This window comes from Nocardioides marmoraquaticus (genome assembly GCF_054777915.1).
Window position 1 is genome coordinate 158,962 of record NZ_BAAHAA010000008.1, and the last position, 21,729, is coordinate 180,690.

Consider the following 21,729-nt stretch of genomic DNA (forward strand, 5'->3'; position numbering starts at 1 on the left):
AGGCTCCTCGCTGGGGCTCGTCGCGCCTCGACCAGCGGCAGCAGCGCGGCCCTTCGGGAGGAGCAGTCGCGCACGGGGCGGCGTCCGAGCTTCCCGCGGGCCTCGTGGTGGGTCACTGTGCGAGGTCCACGACCACACGACGCCGGTCAGGCCTCCGGGGCGGCGAAGCCCGGGGACGGCGTCGGGGCCGGGGGGCCGTAGCCGCCGTCGCGCGACGAGGCGTCCCGCACGACCGGCACGCCGCCGCTCGCGCGGGGCAGGGCGTCACGGCGGCGGAGCCAGGGCCGCCAAACGCGGGTGAGGGGCTCGGCGGGGACGGCAGCGCTGCTCCAGCTCGCGCCACCCTGGCTCGCGATCCAGCCTTCCTCGAACCACGGCTCGGGATCGCCCGCGCCATCGTCCGCGACCCGGCGGAACTCCGCGAAACCGCGGGTGGCCACCCAGACCGCCATCTCGGCCTGGGCCACCAGGTCGTCGCGGTCGTCCTCCGACTGCGGCAGCAGGGCGCACTCGTCGCAGCACGGCACGGCCTCGTGGGCGAGGTCACCGAAGAACAGCGTGACGCCGGTGCCCGTCATGAGCTCGTGGCGCAGCACCACCAGGGTCGCGGCCTCGTCGGACGCCGGGACCGCGGCGAACGACCCCTCCGGGGAGGCGGGACCGAAGACCGACGGGGTGTGCGGCAGGCGAGCCAGCTCCGAGGTCGCCACCGGACGCACCTCGCACACGAAGAAGTCGACCAACCGGTCACCGACGCCACCCAGCCACTCCGCGAGGGGCTCGGTCGCCTGCTGCACCCTGCGCTCCAGGTCGTGGTCGGTCATGACGCCCCTCCTCTGCTCGTGGTCGACGGCGGGCCGCGAGGACCGTACGCGGGCCCCACGCTTCCCCGCGAGCGGATTCCCCGCTCCCGCAATCGGGGTACTCCCCGCCCATGGCCCACGAGCGCGTGCTGGACGCCCTGCTGGAGCGGTACGGCCGCACGTTCGCCGACGAGGCGGGCATCCCGCTGGCCGACAAGCCGTCGCCGCTGTTCCAGCTGCTGGTGCTGACCTCGCTGCTCTCGGCCAACCTCGACGCCCACCTCGGCCTCCGAGCGATGCGGACGCTCGGAGGGGCCGGGCTGCGCACGCCGCGGAGGCTGCTCGACGCGGGCCACGAGGGTCGCTGGCAGGTGCTGTCCGACGCGCGCTACCTGCGCAAGGAGCAGACCGCGCGCCAGCTGGGGCAGCTCGCCGAGGAGGTGCTCGACCACCACCGCGGCGACCTGCGTCGGCTGCGCGACGAGACGAGCACGGCCGGCGAGCTCGAGGAGGCGCTGCAGGGGTTCACCGGCATCGGTGCGGTGGGCGCGGCGATCTTCTGCCGGGAGGTGCAGGCGGTCTGGCCGTCGCTGCGACCGTACGCCGACGACAAGGTCGAGCAGAGCGCCGAGCGGCTCGGGCTCCCCCACTCCCGGAAGGGCCTGGCCGGCCTGGCGAACAGCGACGACCTGTCGTTGCTCGGCGCCGCGCTCGTCCGCTGCGACCTGGCCGGTGACGCCGAGGAGCTGCGTCGGGGCTGAATCGCCGTCAGCAGACGAGGAGCGGGATCTCCATCTCCGCGGGCGTCAGCGAGCCGTGCATCCCGATGAGCCTGGTCTCGTAGGGGAAGTCGGCGCTGCTGAACAGCGCCCAGGTGCCGTGGGCGGCGACCACGACCTCGCCGAGCCGCGGGCGGACGGCGGGCTGCAACGGCCCGAACCAGCCGCGCGCCTCGGCGTCGTCTCGGGCCAGCACCGTCGCGCGGTCGCCCAGGACGTCGCGCCAGGTCGCGACCACGTCGTCGACGGCCCCCGGCCGGCACCACAGCTGGCGGAAGCGGGCCTCCCCCCCGAGCAGGGCCACGCCGTCGCGTAGGCCGGCGTGCTGGGGGGCGTCGACGTCGAACGACGTCTCGGGGGTGGTGTCGACCATGCCGTGGTCGGCCACCACGACGACGCGCACGTCGTCGGGCACGGCGTCGCGCAGCTCCTCGACGTCCTCGTCGATGTCGCGCAGCTGCAGCCGCCAGCGCTCGGAGTCGACGCCGGCCCGGTGGCCGTGCCAGTCGAGGTCGCCGTCGTAGACGTAGGTGACCGACGGACGCCGCTGCGACCCGGCGAGGGCGCCGGTGACCCGCTCGGCGACGTCGTCGGCGGCGACGTACGCCGCCCCCCGGTGCGCGCAGCGGGTGAGCCCGGACCCCGCGAACTTCGCCTTGCTCACCACGGTCGTCGCGACCCCGGCGGCGGCGAGCCGCTCGAAGGCGGTCGGGTGCGGCTGCCACTGCTCGGGCTCGACGGGCTGGTCCCACTGCAGTGCGTTGAGGAGCGTCGAGGTGCCCGGCACCCGGGTCGTGAAGCCGCCGACGCCGTGGGTCCCCGGGGGCAGTGCCGTGCCGAGCGAGGTCAGCGACGTGGCCGTGGTCGACGGGACCCCGGCGGTCAACGGCTCGGCGCCCAGCAGGCCGTGGAGGTACGTCGCCTGGTTGCGGTGGGCGGCGAGCTGCAGGTGGCCCATGCCGTCGACCAGCACGACGACGTACGCCGGGGCCGCGGGCAACCCGAGGTCGACCTCGGGCAGCACCCCCGGCACGCCGATGGCGGTGGCGACGGCGGGCAGCAGGTCGCCGAGGGAGCGGCGACCGTAGGCCGGGAGCACGAGTGCGGGGTCGACCACCTCAGGCCTGGGTGCGCCCGGAGAGCGCCTCGGCGAAGCCGAGCAGGGCGTCGACGGCGTCCTGGCCGTCGGCCGCGGAGCTGACGCGCAGCGAGAAGTCGTCGGAGGCGAGCACGCCGGTGTAGCCGTGGTCGGCCTCGCACTCGGGGTCGGCGCACCCGGCGGGCTCGAGGTCGAGCCGGCTGACGCCGCCCCAGCCGACGGTCAGCACGGCCTCGCTGGGCAGCGGCTGGGCCTTGCCGCGGTGGTTGGCGGGGTTGGCGACCATGCGGTTGACCACGACCGAGCGCACGGTGCTGAGGCTGATCGCCTCGGTCGAGGTCGAGGTGTAGGGCTCTGGGAGCAGGTCGTCGGGGGCGTGCTCGTCGGTGTGGCACAGGATCAGCCGCGACGAGGTGAGCACCGCGACGGTGATGTGGCGGCGCACCTCGTCGCGCTCGATGGTCGGCTCGTGGTGCACCAGGTACGCCTCGACGTCCTCGCCGGCCACCGCGGCGCGCACGCCCGCGGCGACGACCTGCGGGTAGTAGCCGGTCTTGTCGATGGCCACGACCAGGTCGTCGAGGCCGCGCGCCGGAGGGTGTCCGGCGTCGTGGGGGTGGCTGGCGCGACGCATGGGCGTCATTCCACCACGACGGGCGGACACCCCACGGATCGAGGGCTCAACCCGGGAGGGTGTCCTCGACCGGGCTCGAGAGACGCCGCACGAAGGAGTCGGAGCGGGGGTCGGCGACGTTGTCGACGCGTGCCACCGCGTGCAGCACGCTGACGCCGTCGGCGGTGGCGTGGACCAGGTCGAGGTCGAGCCGGCTCACCTGCGGGAGGTCGTTCTTGAGCTGGGCGACCCGGCGCACGAGGTCCTCGACGGCCTCGACGTCGACGGGCTCGCTGCCGCGGTAGCCGAACAGCAGCGGCGCGGCCTTGATGCCGCGCACCGTCTCGGCGGCGTCGAGCGCCGACAGCGGCGGGATCCGGTAGACCCGGTCGCCGACGAGGTCGGTCAGCGCCCCGGAGATGCCGAAGCTGACCGCCGGCCCGAACAGCGGGTCCTCCAGCCCGGCCACCGCGACGGGGACGCCGGAGCTGGCGGTCCGCTGCACCACGAACTCGGCGGCGCCGGGGTCGCCGAGGTCGGACGACAGCGACTCCCACGCCTGCTCCATCTCGTAGGCGTCGTCGATGTTGCGCCACACGTGCCCGAGGTCGGGACGCTGGCGCAGCCGCTCGGCGGTGGCCTTGAGCACGACGTCCCAGCCCAGCCGCTCGCCCGCGGCGACCGCCTCCTCGGCGCTGCTGACCCACACCCGCTCCCACAGCCCCACGCCGTAGTGGCGGAGCAGCGTGCCGACCTCCTCGTCGGTGAGGTCGTGGCCCTCGGGGTGGTGCATCAGCAGCTCGTTGACCTGCCGGGTCGCGGCCTCGCCGTCGATCCCGTCGGGCACGTCGGTGGGCACGTCGCGGCGCTCGAGCCAGGCGGCGTACTCGGTGACCCGGGCGAGCGCGCGCACCGCGGCCTCGACGGCCTGGTACGACGGCACGCTGCCGCGGCCGGCGGTGTCGCCGGCGACGTCGGGCACGCGCAGCAGCTCGGGGACGCCCTCGCGGCCCAGGAACGAGGAGACCAGCGGCTTGTCGGACTGCTCGCCCACCGCGGCCAGCACGTTGGCGACCTCGGCGCCGCCCTGGTCGAGGGCGGGGATGTAGACCGCGACGACGGCGTCGACGTGGTCGTCGTCGATGGCGGCGTCGAGCGCGTCCTCGAAGTCCTCGGCGCTGGCGTTGGCACCGAGCGCGGTCGCGGAGGTGACGGTGAGCCCGCTGGCGACGGCGGCGTCGACGGCGAGCAGGCCCAGGGCGTCGGAGTTGCCGACGATGGCGACGCGCGAGCCGGCCGGCAGCGGCTGGTGGGCCAGCAGCTGGGCGACGTCGAACATCTCGTCGAGGGTGTCGACCTGGATGATCCCGGCCTGCTTGAACATCGCGTCGACCGCCTCGGGCGGGGCCGCGATCTGGCGCACCGCGTGGCCCATCGGCACGCCCTGGGTGGTGCGGCCCGAGCGCACCGCGATGATCGGCTTGGAGCGCGAAACCCGGCGCGCGATGCGCGAGAACTTGCGCGGGTTGCCGATGCTCTCGAGGTAGAGCAGGACGACCTCGGTGGCGTCGTCCTCCTCCCAGTACTGCAGCAGGTCGTTGCCGGAGACGTCGGCGCGGTTGCCCGCGCTGACGAAGGTCGACAGGCCCAGCCCGCGGCCCCGCACCTTCTCGAGGATGGCCGTGCCGAGCGCGCCGGACTGGCAGAAGAAGCCGGCGCGGCCCCGCGGCGGCATCAGCGGGGCCAGGGAGGCGTTGAGGCTGACCGACGAGGCGGTGTTGATGACGCCGAGGCAGTTCGGACCGATCAGCCGCAGGCCGTAGGAGCGCGCCAGGCCCAGCAGCTGGCGCTGCCGGCGGCGTCCCTCGTCGCCGACCTCGGCGAAGCCGCTCGAGACGACCACCAGGCCGTGGACGCCCTTGGCGGCGCAGTCGAGCACGACGTCGTTGACCGACTCGGCCGGCACGGCCACGACCGCGACGTCGACGTCGCCGGGCACGTCCTGGACCGTGGGGTACGCCGGCATCCCGGCCACGCTGTCGGCCGCCGGGTTGACGACGTACACCTTGCCGGCGTAGTCGCCGAGCACGAGGTGGCGCACCAGCACCGCCCCGACGGTGTCGCGCCGGCGCGAGGCGCCGATCACCGCGACCGAGCGGGCGTTGAGGAAGGCCGCGATCGAGGCCGCCTCGGCGCGGTGCTCGCGGGCGGCGATCACGCCGATCGAGGTCTCGGTGGGGTCGATGTCGAACTCGAGGTGCATCACCCCGTCGTCCCAGCCGCCCTTGACCTGGTAGCCCTGCTCCTTGAAGACGCTGATCATGCGGCGGTTCTCGGGCAGCACCTCGGCCACGAAGCGCTTCACCCCACGCTCGCGGCCCGCCTGGGCGAGGTGCTCGAGGAGCAGCTGGGCGATGCCGCGGCCCTGGTGGTCGTCCTGCACGAGGAAGGCGACCTCGGCGTCCCCGGGCTCGATCACGTCGTAGCGGCCGACCGCGATGATCCGGTCGGCCAGCGTCATCACGAACGCGACCCGGTCGTGGTGGTCGACCTGCGTGAAGCGCTTGACGTCGCGGTCGGAGAGCTCGGGCATCGGCGCGAAGAACCGCAGGTACTTGGCCTCGGGAGAGACCTGCGCGTAGAACTCCCGGAGCCCGTCGGCGTCGCCGGGCAGGATCGGGCGCAGGTGCGCGGTGCGGCCGTCGCGCAGCAGGACGTCGGCCTGCCAGTGCTCGGGGTAGTCCCGCTCGCTGCTCACGGCCTCGAACCTACCGGCTCCCCGGCACCGGCACAGGCCCTCCGGCGAGCCCCGACCGGCGTTGTCACCGGCACCAGCGACAATCGCCCGCATGGCCCGCGGCACCACACCCCCACCCGAGGACTTCGAGGAGCACATCGTCGACATCGACGTCGGCGAGGAGATGCGGACCAGCTTCCTCGAGTACGCCTACTCGGTCATCTACTCCCGGGCCCTGCCCGACGCCCGCGACGGCCTCAAGCCGGTGCAGCGCCGCATCCTGTTCGGCATGCACGACATGGGCGTGCGGCCCGACCGCGGCCACGTCAAGAGCGCCCGCGTCGTCGGCGAGGTGATGGGCCGCTTCCACCCCCACGGCGACGGCGCCATCTACGACGCCCTGGTCCGCATGGCCCAGCCCTGGGCGATGCGTCTGCCCACCATCGACCCCCACGGCAACATGGGCTCGCTCGACGACCCCCCGGCCGCGATGCGCTACACCGAGGTCCGCATGGCGCCCGCGGCGGTGGCGATGACCGCCTCGCTCGACGAGGACACCGTCGACTTCCGCGCCAACTACGACGGCCGCGAGCAGGAGCCGTCGGTGCTGCCCGCCGCGATCCCGCACCTCGTGGTCAACGGCGCGTCCGGCATCGCCGTCGGCATGGCCACCAACATGGCGCCCCACAACCTCGTCGAGGTCGTGCAGGCGCTGCGCCACCTCGTCACACACCCCGGCGCCGACCTCGACACCCTGATGCGGTTCGTGCCCGGGCCCGACCTGCCGAGCGGCGGCAAGATCATCGGCCTCGACGGCGTCCGCGACGCCTACGAGTCCGGCCGCGGCAGCTTCCGGATGCGCGCCACCGCCCGCATCGAGTCGGTGACCGCGCGCCGCAAGGGCATCGTGGTCACCGAGCTGCCCTTCGCGGTCGGCACCGAGCGGGTGATCGAGAAGATCAAGCAGCTCGTGCAGACCAAGAAGCTGCAGGGCATCGCCGACGTCAAGGACCTCAGCGACCGCACCCACGGCCTGCGGCTCGTGATCGAGGTCAAGAACGGCTTCGTCCCCGAGGCCATCCTCGAGCAGCTCTACCGCAGCACCCCGCTGGAGGAGTCCTTCGGCATCAACGCCGTCGCGCTCGTCGACGGCCAGCCGCGCACGCTCGGGCTGAAGGAGCTGCTGCAGGTCTACCTCGACCACCGCGTCGACGTGGTGCGCCGGCGCTCGACGTTCCGCCGCGGCAAGGCTGCCGACCAGCTGCACCTCGTCGAGGGCCTGCTCATCGCGATCCTCGACATCGACGAGGTCATCCAGCTCATCCGCAGCAGCGACGACACCACCCAGGCACGCACCCGCCTGATGGAGGTCTTCGACCTCTCCGAGCTGCAGGCCAACTACATCCTCGACATGGCGCTGCGCCGGCTGACGAAGTTCTCCCGGCTCGAGCTCGACAAGCAGGCCGAGGAGCTGCGGGCCACCATCGCCGAGCTCGACGAGATCCTCGGCGACGACGACCGCCTGCGTGCGGTGGTCTCCGACGAGCTCGCCGAGGTCGCCACGACCTACGGCTCCCCGCGCCGCACCGTGCTGCTCGAGTCGTCGGGCCAGACCACCAGGGCGACGGCCACGCCGCTGGAGGTCACCGACGACCCGTGCTGGGTCCTGCTGTCGTCCTCCGGGCTGCTCGCCCGCACCACCGACCGCGAGGCGCCCGGACCCCGCCACGGCCGGGCCCGCCACGACGTGGTGGTCAGCGCCGTACCGGCGACGGTGCGGGGCGAGGTCGGGCTCGTCACCTCGGCCGGACGCCTGGTCAAGGTCGGCGTGCTCGACCTGCCCACGCTGCCGAGCACGGCCTCCCACCCGCACCTGCAGGGCGGGGCCCCGGTCGGCGAGTTCGTCACCCTCGACGGCGAGCGCCCGCTGGCGCTGTGCAGCCTCGACCCCGACTCCCCCGGCCTCGCGCTCGGCACGCGGCAGGGCGTCGTCAAGCGGGTCAACCCCGAGGTGCTCGGACGCGAGGAGTGGGAGGTCATCGGCTTGCGCGACGGCGACGAGGTCGTCGGCGCGGTCGAGCTGCGCACCGGTGAGGAGGAGCTCGTCTTCGTCACCAGCGACGCCCAGCTGCTGCACTTCGGTGCCGCCTCCGTGCGGCCCCAGGGTCGCGCCGGCGGCGGCATGGCCGGCGTCAAGCTGGGTGCGGGCGCCCACGTGGTGTCGTTCACGGCGTTCGAGCCCGGCCCCGACGCCGAGTCGGCCGTGGTCGTGACGATCGCGGGTGCGTCGTCGGCCCTCCCGGGCACCGAGGCCGGGTCGGTCAAGGTCACGCCGTTCGCCGAGTACCCCGGCAAGGGGCGCGCCACGGGCGGCGTGCGGTGCCACCGGTTCCTGCGCGGCGAGGACACCCTCGTGCTGGCGTGGGCGGGCCCGGCTCCGGCCGCTGCCGCCGCCGACAGCGGCGCACCGGTCGACCTGCCCGAGCCCGTCGGCCGGCGCGACGGCTCCGGCGTGCCGGCCAGCCAGCCCGTCGTGGCCGTCGCCGCGCCCGCCGCGTCGCTGCTGCCCCCCGTGGCAGGCTGAGGCCATGACGACGCGCGTCGCCCCGGTCCTGGCTGCTTCCCTCCTCGCCGTCACCGCCCTCGCCGGGTGCGGTGGCGACGACGAGCCCACGGCCGACGAGCCCACCCCGGCCGAGGTGCTCGCCGAGGCCAAGCAGGCCTTCGACGACGCCAGCAGCGTCCGGCTGGAGCTGTCGACCGACGCCCAGCCCAGCAGCGGCAACGGCGTCCTCGGCGCCGAGGGCGTGCTCACCCCCCAGCCCGCGTTCGAGGGCCAGGTCCGGGTGCTGCTCAACAACCTGGCCGCCACGGTGCCGGTCGTGTCCGTCGACGGCGACGTCTACGCCCAGATCCCGCTGCTCGGCCCGGGCTGGCGCACCATCGACCCCACCGAGTACGGCGCCCCCGACCCGGCCGAGTTCGCCGACCCCGAGCAGGGCCTGTCGGCGCTGCTGACCGAGCTCGAGGGGGCGGAGGAGGGCGAGCAGACCCGCGACGGCGACACCATCCTGACCACCTACAGCGGCGAGCTGCCCGGCACGTCGGTGCAGCGCATCATCCCCAGCGCCGACGACACGGTCCCCTACCCGACCACCGTGGGCGTCGACGACGAGGGCCGGGCGGTGTCGGTGAGCATCACCGGCCCGTTCTTCGGCGACGGCGGCGACGTCACCTACGACGTCGGCTTCAGCGACTACGACGCCGGCGCCACCGTCGAGGCCCCGGCGACGTGAGCCCGGCCGCATGACCGGCTCGCCGCGACTGCTCCTCGGGCTGGCCGCGGGCGCGGTGGCGTTCGCCGCCGCCGACACCTACGTCGTGGTGCTCGCCCTGCCCGACATGATGTCCTCGGCCGGCCTCTCCGCCGAGGAGCTGCAGCGGGCCGCGCCCATCGTCAGCGGCTTCCTGCTCGGCTACGTCGCGATGCTGCCGCTCATCGGCCGCATCGCCGACCTCCGCGGCCGCACCCCGGTGCTCGTCGCGGCGCTGGTGCTGTTCTGCGTCGGCTCCCTGGTGACCGCAGCGGCGTACGACCTGCCCTCGCTGGTGGTCGGCCGCTTCGTGCAGGGCGTCGGCGGCGGCGGTCTGGTGCCGGTGACGCTCGCCCTGGTCGCCGACCTCTACCCGCCCGAGCGTCGCGGCGTGCCGCTGGGCGTGGTCGGGGCGGTGCAGGAGCTCGGCAGCGTGCTCGGCCCGCTGCTCGGCGCGCTGGTGCTGGCCGTGGGCGACTGGCGCGACATCTTCTGGCTCAACCTGGCGGTCGGGCTGGTGCTGGCGGCGGCGGTCCGGGCGCTGGCCAGGGAAGAGGCGCCGCGCTCGTCGGCCGAGCCCGTCGAGACCACCCGCAGACGCCGCGTGCCCGACCTCGTCGGGCTCGCCCTGCTCGCCGCGCTGGTCGTCGGTGTGCTGCTCGTGATGCGCCAGCCCACCGGGCTGGTGACCTCGGTGAAGTGGGGCGGGCCGTTCGTGCCGTTCTCCGACGGCGGGTCGGTGTGGGCGTCGCCGATCGGCCTGGTGACGGTGGGGGTCGGGGTCGTGCTGCTCGCCTGGTGCGCGCTGGCGCCCCGGCCGCTGATCGACCTGCGCGGGTGGGTCGCCGTGGCCCGGCAGGCCGACCTGGTCGGGGCGGGGCTGCTCGCCGTCGCGCTCGGCGGCGTGATCCTCGCCTTCGCCACGGCCGACCCCGAGGTGCAGGTCTTCTCCCCCGCGGGCCCGTGGTACCTCGCCGTCGCCGCGGTCGCGGTCGTGCTCCTCGTGCTGCACCAGCGCCGCGCCCGCGACCCGCTCGTGCCGCGCCAGGCCTTCGCGTCGCGCTCGGCCTGGGGCGCGCTGGTGGTCAGCTTCGTGGTCGGCTCGGCCCTCATCGCCGCCCTGGTCGACATCCCGATCTTCGCCCGCCTGACCGTGGCGTCGGGCTCGCAGCTGCAGGCAGCCCTGGTGCTGGTCGAGCTCCTGGTCGCGCTGCCGGTCGGGGCGCTGGCCGGCGGCTACCTCGTACGACGCCTCCCGTCCGGGCCGGTCGCTGCCGCCGGGATGCTGGTCTCGGCCGTCGGCTTCGTGGCGATGTCGAGGTGGGGGCCCGAGTCCCTCGAGTCGACCTGGTCGGTCGTGGTGCTCGCCGCCACCGGCCTCGGCTTCGGCCTGGCCATAGCGCCGGTCAACGCCGCCCTGCTGGCCGCCACCGCTCCCGCCGTTCACGGCGTCGCGAGCGCGCTGCTGGTGGTCGCCCGCATGGTCGGCATGCTCGTCGGCATCTCGGCGCTGACCACCATCGGGCTGCGGCGTTACTACGCCGAGCAGGGTGACGTGCCGTCGCCCGCCGAGGTCTGCGGCGGCACCAGCACGCGGTGCGCGGAGTACACCGCGCTCGTCGAGCAGGCCGGCCTGGTGCAGCTGACCACGATCTTCGCCGGGGCCGCCGTGCTGGCCCTGCTGGCCGCCGTCCTCTCGCTCGTGCTGCTGCGTCAGGGCACCTCGACGGCCAGCTCGACCGCCAGCTCGACCGCCGGGCCGACGAGCTCGGCCACCCACGCCGGCTGAGCGTCGACCAGCACGACCACGGGCCGACCCGCGGCCTCCCCCACCGCCTCGGCGACCTGCTGCGGCGCACGACCGTCGCCGTCGACGACGTAGACGGGCCAGTCGGTGCCGCCGACACCCTCGAGCGAGACCTCGCAGCGCCGCAACCGCCCGGAGACCGTCGCCCGCACGGCGCGGTCGAGCTCGGTGGTCTCCGCGGGGCCGCGGCCCGGCACCAGCCGCTCGTCGGGGGCCGGCGTCAGCGCGGACGGGGTCGGGGTCCCGGCCCCCGCCGCGACCAGCAGCCGCACCAGCGCGGGGTCGACATCGCTGCTCCTCCCGTGAGCCCGGCGTCACGTACCCCTGGGCGCCGCGGTGCACTACCTTGTCGAGACGTGAGCAGCGACTTCGACGACCTCCTGGAAGCCAACCAGCGCTTCGCCGACAGCTTCGACCTCGGCGGCTTCGACGGCGTCGCCCGCGCCGGCGTGGCGCTGGTGACGTGCATGGACTCCCGCATCGACCCCCTCGGCATGCTCGGGCTGAAGCCGGGCGACGCCAAGATCTTCCGCAACCCCGGTGGTCGCGTGACCCCGCAGGCGCTCGAGGCGCTCGTGCTCGGGGTGCACCTGCTGCAGGTCGAGCGGATCCTCATCGCCCCCCACACCCGCTGCGCGATGGCCTCGGCGACCCAGGAGCAGCTGCGCGACCGTGTCTCGGAGTCCGCCGGCGTCGATGCCACCTGGCAGACCTTCGGCGTCGTCGCCGACCAGCGCGCCGCGCTCGAGCACGACGTGCGCTCCGTGCGCTCGCACCCGCTGATCCCCGACACCGTGCCGGTCGGCGGCTTCCTCTACGACGTCGACACCGGCCTGCTCGAGCGGCTCGTCTGACGCCTGGTCGCGCTCAGGGCACCCGCGTGCTCGGATGCCCGTCGGGGGTGGCCGGGGCGAAGGGCCACTCCTCGAAGTGGCGGCACCGGCCGTCGTCGGCGAACCGCAGCACCCACAGGTCGCGCCAGCGGTCGTCGGGGTAGTCCACCTCGACCCGGACGATCCCTGTCGCCCCGTCGACGGCGACGACCTCGGCACGGAGGCGGAACTCCTCGTCCGGCCCCTCCCGCTCGGCCTCCCAGAAGTCGGCGAGCGCCGCGAGACCGGTGACGGGCTCGGCCCACGGCGACGCGACGTACTCGGCCTCCGGGGTGAACACCTCGGACAGGCCCTCCGTGCCCGGGCTGCGCCACAGCCGCTCGTAGTCGCGCACCCACCGCATGACCTCGTCGTGACCCATCACCCCAGGGTGCACCTCACCCGAGAGGGCCCACCAGCCGGGCGGTGGCCTCAGGCGTCGATGGCGTCGGCGTCGACCTCGTAGGCGCCCTGGACGATGAAGTCCTTGCGGGGGGCGACCTCGGAGCCCATCAGCAGCTCGAAGACGCGGGCGCCGGCCTCGGCGTCGTCGACGGTGAGGCGTCGGAGCGTACGGCGCCGGGGGTCCATCGTGGTCTCGGCCAGCTGGTCGGCGTCCATCTCACCGAGCCCCTTGTAGCGCTGGACGGGGTCCTTCCAGCGCACGCCCTTCTTGGTCAGCTCGGCCAGCTTCCGCTGCAGCTCGGGGTCGGAGTAGGTGTAGACGTACTTGTCCATGCCCCGCTTGGGGTTGGACAGCTCGATGCGGTGCAGCGGCGGCACGGCGGTGAAGACCCGGCCGGCGTGGACGAGCTCGGGCATGTACTTGAAGAACAGTGTGGCGAGCAGGCAGCGGATGTGCGCGCCGTCGGAGTCGGCGTCGGCCATGAAGATGATCCGGCCGTAGCGAGCGGCGTCGAGGTCGAAGGTGCGGCCGGAGCCGGCGCCGATGACCTGGATGATCGAGGCGCACTCGGCGTTCTTGAGCATGTCGGCCACGGAGGCCTTCTGCACGTTGAGGATCTTGCCGCGGATGGGCAGCAGCGCCTGGAACTCGGAGTTGCGGGCCGCCTTGGCGGTGCCCATCGCCGAGTCGCCCTCGACGATGAAGAGCTCGGACTGCTCGACCTGCTGCGTGCGGCAGTCGTTGAGCTTGGCGGGCAGCGCGGAGGACTCGAGGGCGTTCTTGCGGCGCTGGTTGTCGCGCTGCTGCCGCGCGGCGAGCCGCGTCTTGGCCGCGCCCGCGACCTTCTCCATGACGAGCTTGGCCTGCGCCTTCTCGCTGCGCTTGGCCGAGGTGAGGAACTCCTTGAGCTGCGCCGCGACCACCTTGCGCACGACGCTGCGGGCCGCCGGGGTGCCGAGGACCTCCTTGGTCTGGCCCTCGAACTGCGGCTCGGCGAGCCGCACGGTGACGACGGCGGTCAGGCCCTCGAGCACGTCGTCCTTGACGACGTCGGCGTCGTTGACCTTGAGCACCTTCGCCGCGCGCATGGCGTCGTTGAAGGTCTTGGTCAGGGCCGCCTCGAAGCCCGCCACGTGGGTGCCGCCCTTGGGGGTGGCGATGACGTTGACGAAGGAGCGCAGCTCGGTCTCGTAGCCGGTGCCCCAGCGGGCGGCCACGTCGACGGTGAGCTCGCGCTCGACGTCCTGCGGGGTCATGTGCCCCTTGTCGTCGAGCAGCGGCACCGTCTCGGTGAAGCTGTCGGCGCCCTGCAGCCGCAGGATGTCGGTGACCGGCTCGTCGTGGGCCAGGAACTCTGCGAACTCGGCGATGCCGCCGTCGTGGCGGAACGATTCCGAGACCGGCTCGTCGCCGCGCAGGTCGGTCAGCGCCAGCTCGAGGCCCGGCACGATGAAGGAGGTCTGGCGGGCGCGGGTGACCAGCTCGTCCCAGGTGAAGTGGGCGTCCTTGGTGAAGATCTGGCGGTCGGGCCAGAACCGGATCCGGGTGCCGGTGCGGCCCTTGGCCACCCGCTTGCCCTTGTGCAGCCCGGAGGCGGGCTCGAAGCCACCGTCAGGCCCCTCGCCCTCGAAGACGCCGGGGACGCCCCGGCGGAAGGACATGCCCTGGGTGGCCGGCGAGCGGTCGACGGCGACGTCGAGCCGGGTCGAGAGCGCGTTGACGACCGAGGCACCCACGCCATGCAGGCCGCCGGTGGCGGCGTACGAGCCCCCGCCGAACTTGCCGCCGGCGTGCAGCTTGGTGAAGACGACCTCGACGCCCGACAGGCCGGTCTTGGGCTCCTTGTCGACGGGGATGCCGCGACCGTCGTCGGCGACCTCGGCGGAGCCGTCGGCGTGCAGGACGACGTCGACGCGGCGGCAGAAGCCGCCGAGCGCCTCGTCGACGGCGTTGTCGATGATCTCCCACAGGCAGTGCATGAGGCCGCGGGTGTCGGTGGACCCGATGTACATGCCCGGGCGCTTGCGCACCGCCTCCAGCCCCTCCAGGACCAGGAGGTGGTGGGCGTTGTAGGTGTTGTCGGCCACCTGCTGAACCTACCGAGGGGGTCCGACGGCGCGGCGGCCCGACTCGCGGTTGGGGGCGTGTGCTGCACTGGGTGGGGTACCACCGAGGTACGCCAGCACCATCCGAAAATGTCTGTTTCGCTCCCTCATCACGGACGACCGGGCAGACTCGACAGAACCCCCATCCCCGGCACCGACGACGTGACGAGCACCACCTGAGGCACGGTCCGCAAGACGGCCTCGGACGGGAACGAACTCGCGTGGTTGACTGTTGGACCCAGCACGACCACGAGAGCGAGGCGACGACGTGACCACCACGACTGCCCCCAGCAACGAGCTCACCGCGATCGATCGCTGTGACCGCTGCGGCGCCCAGGCCTACCTCCGCGTGCACCTCAAGGGTGGTGGCGAGCTGATGTTCTGCGCGCACCACGCCCGCGAGCACTCGGAGAAGCTCCGCGAGGTCGCCGAGCACGTCCACGACGAGACCGAGAAGCTCGCCTGACGTAGCGGCGCCCCCGCCCGACCAGCCTCAGCCCCGGACAGCGTTGTCCGGGGCTGTCGCGTCTCCGCAGCCGGTGGCTGACAGGCTGGGTGCGTGAGCTGGGTCGAGGTCCTCGTCGCCGTGGCCGTCGTGCTCGGCGTGGTCGGCACCGTGCTGCCGGTGCTGCCCGGGTCGCTGACCGTCGGCATCGCGGTGCTGGTGTGGGCGGCGTACGTCGGCACGAGCACCGCCTGGATCGTCTTCTCGGTCGCCGCCGTGCTGCTCGTGACGGGCCAGGTGCTGATGTACCTCGTGCCGGGGCGACGGCTGCGCGAGGCCGGGGTGCCCGGCCGCACGTTGCTCGTCGGGGCGCTCCTGGGCCTCGTCGGCTTCTTCGTGGTGCCGGTGATCGGGCTGTTCCTCGGCTTCGTGCTCGGGGTGTACGCCGCCGAGCTGCTGCGGGTGGGCCGCGAGGCCGCCTGGCCCTCGACCAGGCACGCCCTGCGGGCGGCCGGGCTCTCGGTGCTGATCGAGCTGGCCGCCTGCCTGCTCGCCGCTTCCACCTGGGTGGCCGGGGTGGTGCTGACGTGATCGCGGTCCTGCTGGCGCTCGCGTCGGCCGCGGCGTACGGCACCTCCGACTTCGTCGGTGGCGTGACCTCGCGGCGCGCCTCGCCGTGGCAGGTCGCGGTCGTCGGGGTCACCGTGGGTGGTCTGTGGGTCACCCTCGCGGCGCTGCTCCTGCCCGGCACGCCCACCGGTGCCGACCTGGCCTGGGGAGCCCTGGCGGGCATCGGCAACGGGCTCGGCGGCGCCTTCCTCTACCGGGGGCTCTCCCGCGGCCGGATGGGCGTGGTCGGCCCGGTCAGCGCCGTGGGCGCCGCACTGCTGCCGGTCGTGGTGGGCGTCGGGCTGGGCGAGCGGCCGGGGCTGCTGGTGTGGCTAGGCATCGCGGTCGCCCTGCCCGGCATCTGGCTGGTCGCCCGCGAGCCGGGCGCCGGTCGCCTCGACGCCGGGCTCGTCGACGGGCTGCTCGCGGGCGCCGGGTTCGGGCTGCTGTTCGCCGCGCTCGGCCAGGTGCCCGACGGTGCCGGGCTGTGGCCGGTCGCCGTCTCCCAGCTGACCGGCGTCGTGGCGGTGGTGGCCCTCGCCGCCGGCCTGCGACAGCCGTGGCTGCCCCGCAGCCCCACCCCCCTGCTCGGCGGCGGCGCCACGGGGTCGCTGTCGATCCTGGCCGTGGTCGGGTTCCTGCTCGCCACCCAGCAGGGCCTGCTCGCCGTCTCGGCGGTGCTGGCCTCGCTCTACCCCGCGGTCACCGTGCTGCTCGCCCGCGTGGTGCTCGGCGAGCGGCTGCACCCCGCCCAGGTGGGCGGCCTGGTCGCCTGCGGCGGTGCCGTGGTGCTGGTCGTGCTCGGCTGACCTCTCACACGGGCACCGACAGCGACACCGCGAAGTCGCCAGCCGGGTCGGTCCACCAGTGGGTCAGTCGCAGCCCGGCGGCGGCCAGCTCGGCCTCGACGCCCTCGCGGCGGAACTTCGACGACACCTCGGTGCGCACCTCCTCGCCCTCCGCGAACGACACCGCCAGGTCGATCGCGAGCAGCTTGGCGGTGAAGGCCTCGGTCGCCCGCAGCCGCATCTCGATCCACTCGTGCGCAGGCTCCCAGCGGGCGACGTGCTCGAACCGGTCGGCGTCGAGGTCGCCGTCGAGCTCGCGGTCGATGACCGTGACGACGTTGCGGTTGAAGGCCGCGGTGACCCCCTGCGCGTCGTCGTACGCCGCCACCAGTCGCGCGGGGTCCTTGACCAGGTCGGTGCCGAGCAGGAAGGCGTCGCCCTCCTCGAGGGTCGAGCGCACGCCGGCGAGGAACGCGGCGCGCTGCTCGGGCAGCAGGTTGCCGATGGTCGAGCCGAGGAAGGCCAGCAGCCGGCGCGGGTGTCGCGGCAGCTCGCCGAGGTGCTTCTCGAAGTCGCCGACCACGGGCTCGACCACGACGTCGGGCAGCTCGGCGGCGATGGCCCGGCTGGCCTCGCCCAGCACGGCGGGGTCGACGTCGAACGGCACGAACCGCTCCAGGGTGCCGGCGCGCACGAGCGCGTCGAGCAGCAGCCGGGTCTTCTCCGAGGTGCCGCTGCCCAGCTCGACCAGGGTGCGGGCGCCGGTGGCGCGCGCGATCGCGTCGGCCTCGGCCTCGAGCACGGCCCGCTCGGCCCGCGTCGGGTAGTACTCCGGCAGCCGGGTGATCCGGTCGAACAGCTCGGAGCCGTGGGCGTCGTAGAAGTACTTGGGCAGCAGCACCTTGGGCTCGGCCGTCAGGCCGGCCCGCACGTCGGCGGCGAGCTGGGCCGCGAGCTCGTCGGGGGTCATCGCGCGTTCACTCCAGGCTGGTCACGGTGACGCCCTCGCGGGTCGCCACCAGCAGGTGGTGGTCGGGCACGTCGACCCACGCGGGGTCGTCGTCCCAGGGCTCGGAGGCGACCACGAGGCCGTCGTCGAGCTCCAGGTAGGACAAGGGGTCGCCCCAGGTGGTGGCGAGCACCCGCTCGCCGTCGCCCAGCAGCAGGCCGAGCCGGGCAGCCGGGTCGAGGGCCCCGACCTCGACGACGGTCTCCCCCAGGCGCTCGGGCCCGCGGGCCAGCACGTGCGCGGCGAGGACGGCCGAGTCGCACACCGACTCGGCCTCGCGGTACGTCGGCAGCACGTCGCGCTCGACGCGCCCGTTGTGCGACACCAGCCACCGGCCTCCGACGAAGGGGGCGGCGGCCGTCTCGTCGCCGGGCATGCCGACGGTGGCCGAGCGCACGGCCGCGACGACGGAGCCCGACTCCAGGACCGGGGCGACGGAGGCGAAGGACGGATCGCCCCACAGGGGACGCGAGGAGCGCCAGCGCACCGGCTCCTCGCGACCCGGGGCGTGGAACCCGACGCCCCAGCCGTCGGCGTTCATCAGCCCGTGGCGCTGCCGCCGCGGGGCGTAGCTCTGGGTCAGCAGGCCGTGCTCGGGCTCGATCACCAGCGACGCGAGCGAGCGTGGCTCACCCAGCCAGGCGAGGTGGCGGCACACGGCTCAGGCGTCCTGCTCGTCGACGTCCCAGGCCAGCCGCAGCCCGGTGAAGACCTGCCGCCGCACCGGGTGGTCCCAGTTGCGGAACGACGGCCGCACGGCGTGGCCGCCGACGGCCCACGACCCGCCGCGCAGCACGCGGTAGTCGCCGCCGAAGAACGGCGCACTGTAGGAGGCGTAGAGCATGGGCGAGAAGCCCGGCCACGGCACGAAGACCGACGACGTCCACTCCCAGACCTCGCCCATCATCTGCTCGCAGCCGTACGCCGACGCGCCCGCCGGGTAGGCGCCGACCGGGGCGGGTCGCAGCGACTCGCGACCCGGCTGGGCGAGGTTGGCCAGCGCAGGGGTCCACTCGGAGTCGCCCCACGGCCAGCGCCGACGTCGACCGAGGGCGGGGTCCCACACGCACGCCTTCTCCCACTCGACCTCGGTGGGCAGCCGGGCGCCGGCCCAGGCGGCGTACGCCTCGGCCTCGAAGAACGACACGTGCTGCACCGGCTCGTCGGGCGGCAGCTCCTCGTCGTGGCCGAAGCGGCGTCGCGAGCCGTCACCGCGCCAGAACAGCGGCGCCTCGAGACCCGCCTCCTGGCGGTGCTCCCAGCCGCGCGGCGTCCAGTGCGAGGGGTCGTGGTAGCCGCCGTCGTCGACGAAGGCCTGCCACTCGCCGTTGGTGACGGGGACCCGGCCGATGCGGAACGCGGGCAGGTCGATCACGTGGGCCGGGCGCTCGTTGTCGAGGGAGAAGGGCTCGTCGTCGGCGTCGACGCCGAGCACGAACTCCCCCGCCGGCACCAGCACCGCGTCGTGCGGCACGTCGCGCCCGGCGGGCAGCGCGGCGCCCGCGCCGAGCAGCGGCTCGCCGGCGCGCAGCTGGTGGGTGGCGAGCATGGTCTCGACGTGCTGCTGCTCGTGCTGCTCGACCATCACCGCGTCGAACAGGTCGGAGGGCGTCTCGACCGTGACCGTGCCGAGCGAGTCGAGCACGCGACCGCGGACGTCGCCGATGTAGGTGCGCGCCTCCTGCGGGGTGAGCAGCGGCAGGTCGACGCGGGTGGCGCGGGGGTGGGTGAAGGCGTCGTACAGCTGCTCGACCCGGGCCGAGAGCAGCCCCTGCTTGTCGGGGTCGCCCTGGCGGAGGAGCCAGAGGTCCTCCTGCTGCCCGACGTGGGCGAGGTCCCACACCAGCGGGCTCATCAAGGGGCTGTGCTGGGCGACCAGCTCGGCCTCGTCGAGGTCGGTCAGCGCGTGGGTGCGGCGCCGGGCGTCGTCGAGGCCGCGGGCGACGGACTCGGCGTCGCTCGGGGAGTCAGTCACGGGCCGCCTCCAGCAGCGCACCGACGGGGCCGAGGTGCTCGACGTGACGGGCCACCTGGGCCGCGGGGCTGCGACCGCTCTCGAGCAGCGCGGCCAGGGCGTCGACCTCGCGCGCGAGCTCGGGGGCCACGTGCGCACGGGCCACCTCGAGGCAGGCCAGCACGGCCCGTCGCACGTGGGTGTCGGCCAGGCCGTGCTGCGCGGCGCGCTGCCAGCCGGCCGCGCCGGCGAGCGGCTCGCAGACCTCGGCGACGACGTCGAGCGCCGCGGGTGCCTCGGCGAGCGCGACGGCGACCGCGGCCATGGCCGGCCACCAGCGGTCGGGCATGGCGTCCATCGCCCGCAGCTCGAGGTAGCCCCGCGGGCGCACGGGCGGGAACAGGGTGGTCAGGTGCTCGTCGAGGTCGGCCAGCCGCGGGGCCCGGGGCAGGCCCCCGCTGCCCTCCAGCCACTCGCGGAACGTGACCCGTCGGGTGACCGCGTGCACCTCGCCGTCGTGCGGCAGCAGCATGACCGGCGCATCGAGGGCGTACGCCGCCCACGCCTCGCCCGGGTCGCCGGCGGTGAGGCCGGTGGGGCACAACGCGGTGCGGCCGGGGTCGATGCCCTGCCACACGCCCTGGCGCATCGAGTGCCACCCGGTGCTGCCACCGCCGAGCCACGGCGAGGTCGAGGAGATCGCGACGAGCACCGGGACCAGCCGGCACAGGTGGGCCATCCGCTCGCCCCACTGCTCCCGCGGGCCGGCGTCGAGGTTGACCTGGAGCGCGGCGGTGCCCGTCATCATCGAGCGCCCCGCGCCGACGCAGCCCAGGGCGTCGAAGTGGCGCTCCATGGCGGCGTAGCGGGCGGCGGGGTTGATGCGACCGGGCGGACGTGCGGGGTCGGTGCCGAGCGCCGCGAGGCCGAGCCCGTGGCCGGCGACACGGGTGCGCAGCTCGCCGAGGTCGACCCCGAGGGCGGCGACGGCGTGCACGACGTCGGGGTGGACGTCGGTCGAGAGCTCGAGCTGGCCGCCGGGCTCGACGGTCAGGCGGCTGGCCATGGGCAGCAGCCCGACCTCGACGACGACGCGGCGCACCTCCTCCCACGTCGGGCGACGCCCCGGCAGCGCCAGGTCGACGAGGTGCAGCTCGAGCTCCAGGCCGACGCGCCCCGGCCCGGCGGGCGTCGGCGCGAACGCACGCCCGGCGACGTGCGCGAGCGCGGCGTCGACCGTGAGCGGCTGCGACAGGTCGGGGTGGAGCTCGGCGGGGAGGGCGGTCAGGTCGTGCGTGGTCACGGGTGCCCCTTCCAGGTCCGGACCGGTCACCTCGGACGAGCAGGTGACCGCGGGTCGGCGTGGGGCGGTCCGTCGGTCTCGAACCGTCCTCGGCAGGTCCCACCCTCGCACGTCGGGCCAACCTGCGACAGGGGCCGGCGGGTGAACCTCAGGGGTCGGTCGTGCGCAGGGCGCCGGCCAGGCGCTCGAGGTCGTCGTCGGTGGTGTCGCGCCCGCCGCTGACCCGGATGGACGGCGTGACCAGCGGGTCGTGGGGCGCCCTCCAGGGCAGGCACAGCGCCGTGGCGACACCGTGCTCCTCCCGCAGCCGCCGCTGCACCGCCGCGGCGTCCTGGCCGGCGGTCGGGGCGAGACCGGTGATCGAGCCGGCCGGGGAGCCGGGCCCGACCACCCGCCAGCCGGGCAGGTCATCGACCAGGGCGCGCACCCGCGCGCCCACCTCCGTCAGGCGCGTGGCGACCGTCGCGGGCCCCGCGGCCTCGTGCTCGGCCAGGGCCACCCCGAGACCGAGCCGACCGGCCACGAAGGCCTCGCGCGACTCCAGCCGCGCGACGGCGTCGGCGTCGGGCTCCCCGGGGTGCGGGGCGACGTGGAGGCGCTCGCGCCAGGCGGGAGCGACGGCGAGCAGCCCGACGCCGCGGGGCCCGGCCAGCCACTTGCGGCTCGTCGCCACCACGGCGTCGGCGCCGACGGCACAGTCGACGTGGCCGAGGGCCTGCGCCGCGTCGACCCACACCGGCAGCCCGTGCTCGCGCGCCAGGGCGACCACCTCGCCGACCGGCTGCACCAGCCCACGGTGCGAGGCGACCTGGTCGAGCAGCAGCAGGTCGGGCGGGTCGTCGCGCAGCAGCCGCCCCAGCGCCTCGAGGTCGACCACGCCGTCGGCGTCGGCGGGCAGCAGCACGAGGTCGTGGCCCTCGTGCTCGACCAGGGCGAGGTTGGGGCCCCACGAGGCCGGCGGCACGCCGACCCGGGCGTGGGCCGGCAGCGGCCACGCGCGCAGCAGCGCCACCAGCGACGCGGTCGCGCTCTCGGTGAAGGCCACGCCCGCGGGGTCGCTGCCGAGCAGGCGGCCGGCCGCAGCGC

The 21,729-nt window shown here is 74.6% G+C and carries 20 protein-coding genes; 8 read left to right on the forward strand and 12 right to left on the reverse strand.

All coding sequences use genetic code 11. The annotated features are described in order from the left end of the window. Nucleotides 1-146: 146 nt before the first annotated feature. Nucleotides 147-824 (reverse strand): hypothetical protein, encoded by a 678-nt coding sequence (locus ACYU8I_RS08625; protein ID WP_460839567.1) that lies wholly within the window; start codon nucleotides 822-824, stop codon nucleotides 147-149. 110 nt (nucleotides 825-934) lie between these two features. Between ACYU8I_RS08625 and ACYU8I_RS08630 the strand changes: the two genes are divergently transcribed. Further along, the gene (locus ACYU8I_RS08630) at nucleotides 935-1,564 is read left to right on the forward strand and encodes an endonuclease (protein WP_460839570.1); all 630 of its coding nucleotides are present in this window, start codon (nucleotides 935-937) and stop codon (nucleotides 1,562-1,564) included. A gap of 7 nt (nucleotides 1,565-1,571) precedes the next feature. Here ACYU8I_RS08630 and ACYU8I_RS08635 read toward each other — a convergent pair whose 3' ends face one another. Genes ACYU8I_RS08635 through ACYU8I_RS08645 form a run of 3 tightly spaced genes read right to left on the reverse strand, consistent with a single transcriptional unit; the run spans nucleotide 1,572 to nucleotide 6,052 of the window. Then, entirely contained in the window at nucleotides 1,572-2,699 is a 1,128-nt protein-coding gene (locus tag ACYU8I_RS08635) for an alkaline phosphatase family protein (RefSeq protein ID WP_460839572.1), read from the reverse strand. A 1-nt stretch (nucleotide 2,700) separates the two neighbouring features. After that, complete coding sequence (locus ACYU8I_RS08640; RefSeq protein ID WP_460839574.1) at nucleotides 2,701-3,315, reverse strand: DUF5998 family protein; 615 nt, start codon at nucleotides 3,313-3,315, stop codon at nucleotides 2,701-2,703. 46 nt (nucleotides 3,316-3,361) lie between these two features. Further along, nucleotides 3,362-6,052 carry a bifunctional acetate--CoA ligase family protein/GNAT family N-acetyltransferase gene (locus tag ACYU8I_RS08645; RefSeq protein WP_460839576.1) on the reverse strand — a complete coding sequence of 897 codons (2,691 nt, stop codon included), beginning with the start codon at nucleotides 6,050-6,052 and terminating at the stop codon, nucleotides 3,362-3,364. A gap of 91 nt (nucleotides 6,053-6,143) precedes the next feature. Here ACYU8I_RS08645 and ACYU8I_RS08650 point away from each other — a divergent pair, with 91 nt between their 5' ends. From ACYU8I_RS08650 to ACYU8I_RS08660, 3 genes are read left to right on the forward strand one after another with little or no spacing between them, the layout of a single operon-like run. Next, complete coding sequence (locus tag ACYU8I_RS08650) at nucleotides 6,144-8,615, forward strand: DNA gyrase/topoisomerase IV subunit A (protein ID WP_460839579.1); 2,472 nt, start codon at nucleotides 6,144-6,146, stop codon at nucleotides 8,613-8,615. Between the two features lie 4 nt (nucleotides 8,616-8,619). Next, the gene (locus tag ACYU8I_RS08655) at nucleotides 8,620-9,327 is read left to right on the forward strand and encodes an LppX_LprAFG lipoprotein (RefSeq protein ID WP_460839582.1); all 708 of its coding nucleotides are present in this window, start codon (nucleotides 8,620-8,622) and stop codon (nucleotides 9,325-9,327) included. Between the two features lie 10 nt (nucleotides 9,328-9,337). Continuing rightward, a complete protein-coding gene (locus ACYU8I_RS08660) occupies nucleotides 9,338-11,134 on the forward strand; it encodes an MFS transporter (RefSeq protein ID WP_460839585.1) in 1,797 nt (598 codons plus the stop codon). On the opposite strand, the gene ACYU8I_RS08665 is transcribed toward ACYU8I_RS08660, so the two are convergent. Beyond that, nucleotides 11,059-11,424 (reverse strand): hypothetical protein, encoded by a 366-nt coding sequence (locus ACYU8I_RS08665; RefSeq protein ID WP_460839587.1) that lies wholly within the window; start codon nucleotides 11,422-11,424, stop codon nucleotides 11,059-11,061. The genes ACYU8I_RS08660 and ACYU8I_RS08665 overlap by 76 nt on opposite strands. An 84-nt stretch (nucleotides 11,425-11,508) precedes the next feature. Between ACYU8I_RS08665 and ACYU8I_RS08670 the strand changes: the two genes are divergently transcribed. After that, the gene (locus ACYU8I_RS08670) at nucleotides 11,509-12,006 is read left to right on the forward strand and encodes a beta-class carbonic anhydrase (RefSeq protein ID WP_460839589.1); all 498 of its coding nucleotides are present in this window, start codon (nucleotides 11,509-11,511) and stop codon (nucleotides 12,004-12,006) included. A 13-nt stretch (nucleotides 12,007-12,019) separates the two neighbouring features. On the opposite strand, the gene ACYU8I_RS08675 is transcribed toward ACYU8I_RS08670, so the two are convergent. Together ACYU8I_RS08675 and ACYU8I_RS08680 are read right to left on the reverse strand one after the other, a co-directional pair. After that, a complete protein-coding gene (locus ACYU8I_RS08675) occupies nucleotides 12,020-12,406 on the reverse strand; it encodes a nuclear transport factor 2 family protein (protein ID WP_460839591.1) in 387 nt (128 codons plus the stop codon). A gap of 50 nt (nucleotides 12,407-12,456) precedes the next feature. Further along, a complete protein-coding gene (locus ACYU8I_RS08680) occupies nucleotides 12,457-14,517 on the reverse strand; it encodes a DNA gyrase/topoisomerase IV subunit B (RefSeq protein ID WP_460839594.1) in 2,061 nt (686 codons plus the stop codon). 286 nt (nucleotides 14,518-14,803) lie between these two features. On the opposite strand from ACYU8I_RS08680, the gene ACYU8I_RS08685 reads away from it, so the two are divergent. The 3 genes from ACYU8I_RS08685 to ACYU8I_RS08695 all read left to right on the forward strand — a co-directional run bounded on the left by ACYU8I_RS08685 (nucleotide 14,804) and on the right by ACYU8I_RS08695 (nucleotide 16,398). Next, nucleotides 14,804-15,001, forward strand: coding sequence for a DUF7455 domain-containing protein (locus ACYU8I_RS08685; RefSeq protein ID WP_460839596.1), 198 nt, complete (start codon nucleotides 14,804-14,806; stop codon nucleotides 14,999-15,001). Between the two features lie 93 nt (nucleotides 15,002-15,094). Further along, complete coding sequence (locus ACYU8I_RS08690) at nucleotides 15,095-15,571, forward strand: DUF456 domain-containing protein (protein WP_460839598.1); 477 nt, start codon at nucleotides 15,095-15,097, stop codon at nucleotides 15,569-15,571. Continuing rightward, a complete protein-coding gene (locus ACYU8I_RS08695; protein WP_460839601.1) occupies nucleotides 15,568-16,398 on the forward strand; it encodes an EamA family transporter in 831 nt (276 codons plus the stop codon). The genes ACYU8I_RS08690 and ACYU8I_RS08695 overlap by 4 nt, the downstream gene beginning before the upstream one ends. 4 nt (nucleotides 16,399-16,402) lie before the next feature. On the opposite strand, the gene egtD is transcribed toward ACYU8I_RS08695, so the two are convergent. The 5 genes from egtD to ACYU8I_RS08720 all read right to left on the reverse strand — a co-directional run. Then, nucleotides 16,403-17,347, reverse strand: a complete 945-nt coding sequence (gene egtD / locus ACYU8I_RS08700) for an L-histidine N(alpha)-methyltransferase (RefSeq protein ID WP_460839603.1) — start codon at nucleotides 17,345-17,347, stop codon at nucleotides 16,403-16,405. 7 nt (nucleotides 17,348-17,354) lie between these two features. Beyond that, nucleotides 17,355-18,044 (reverse strand): ergothioneine biosynthesis protein EgtC, encoded by a 690-nt coding sequence (gene egtC, locus ACYU8I_RS08705; RefSeq protein WP_460839606.1) that lies wholly within the window; start codon nucleotides 18,042-18,044, stop codon nucleotides 17,355-17,357. 3 nt (nucleotides 18,045-18,047) lie between these two features. After that, nucleotides 18,048-19,361 (reverse strand): ergothioneine biosynthesis protein EgtB, encoded by a 1,314-nt coding sequence (gene egtB, locus ACYU8I_RS08710; RefSeq protein WP_460839609.1) that lies wholly within the window; start codon nucleotides 19,359-19,361, stop codon nucleotides 18,048-18,050. Beyond that, on the reverse strand, nucleotides 19,354-20,643 hold the full coding sequence (locus tag ACYU8I_RS08715; protein ID WP_460839610.1) for a glutamate-cysteine ligase family protein: 1,290 nt from the start codon (nucleotides 20,641-20,643) through the stop codon (nucleotides 19,354-19,356). The genes egtB and ACYU8I_RS08715 overlap by 8 nt, the downstream gene beginning before the upstream one ends. Before the next feature lie 148 nt (nucleotides 20,644-20,791). Further along, nucleotides 20,792-21,729 (reverse strand): aminotransferase class V-fold PLP-dependent enzyme (locus ACYU8I_RS08720; protein WP_460839613.1); only part of this gene is annotated, 938 nt, incomplete at its 5' end.

Coding starts and splice junctions, on each gene's coding strand:
- ACYU8I_RS08650 (WP_460839579.1), top strand. CDS start 6,144: ATGGCCCGCGGCACCACACCCCCACCCGAGGACTTCGAGGAGCACATC.
- ACYU8I_RS08630 (WP_460839570.1), top strand. CDS start 935: ATGGCCCACGAGCGCGTGCTGGACGCCCTGCTGGAGCGGTACGGCCGC.
- ACYU8I_RS08660 (WP_460839585.1), top strand. CDS start 9,338: ATGACCGGCTCGCCGCGACTGCTCCTCGGGCTGGCCGCGGGCGCGGTG.
- ACYU8I_RS08625 (WP_460839567.1), bottom strand. CDS start 824: ATGACCGACCACGACCTGGAGCGCAGGGTGCAGCAGGCGACCGAGCCC.
- ACYU8I_RS08640 (WP_460839574.1), bottom strand. CDS start 3,315: ATGCGTCGCGCCAGCCACCCCCACGACGCCGGACACCCTCCGGCGCGC.
- ACYU8I_RS08675 (WP_460839591.1), bottom strand. CDS start 12,406: ATGGGTCACGACGAGGTCATGCGGTGGGTGCGCGACTACGAGCGGCTG.
- ACYU8I_RS08655 (WP_460839582.1), top strand. CDS start 8,620: ATGACGACGCGCGTCGCCCCGGTCCTGGCTGCTTCCCTCCTCGCCGTC.
- egtD (WP_460839603.1), bottom strand. CDS start 17,347: ATGACCCCCGACGAGCTCGCGGCCCAGCTCGCCGCCGACGTGCGGGCC.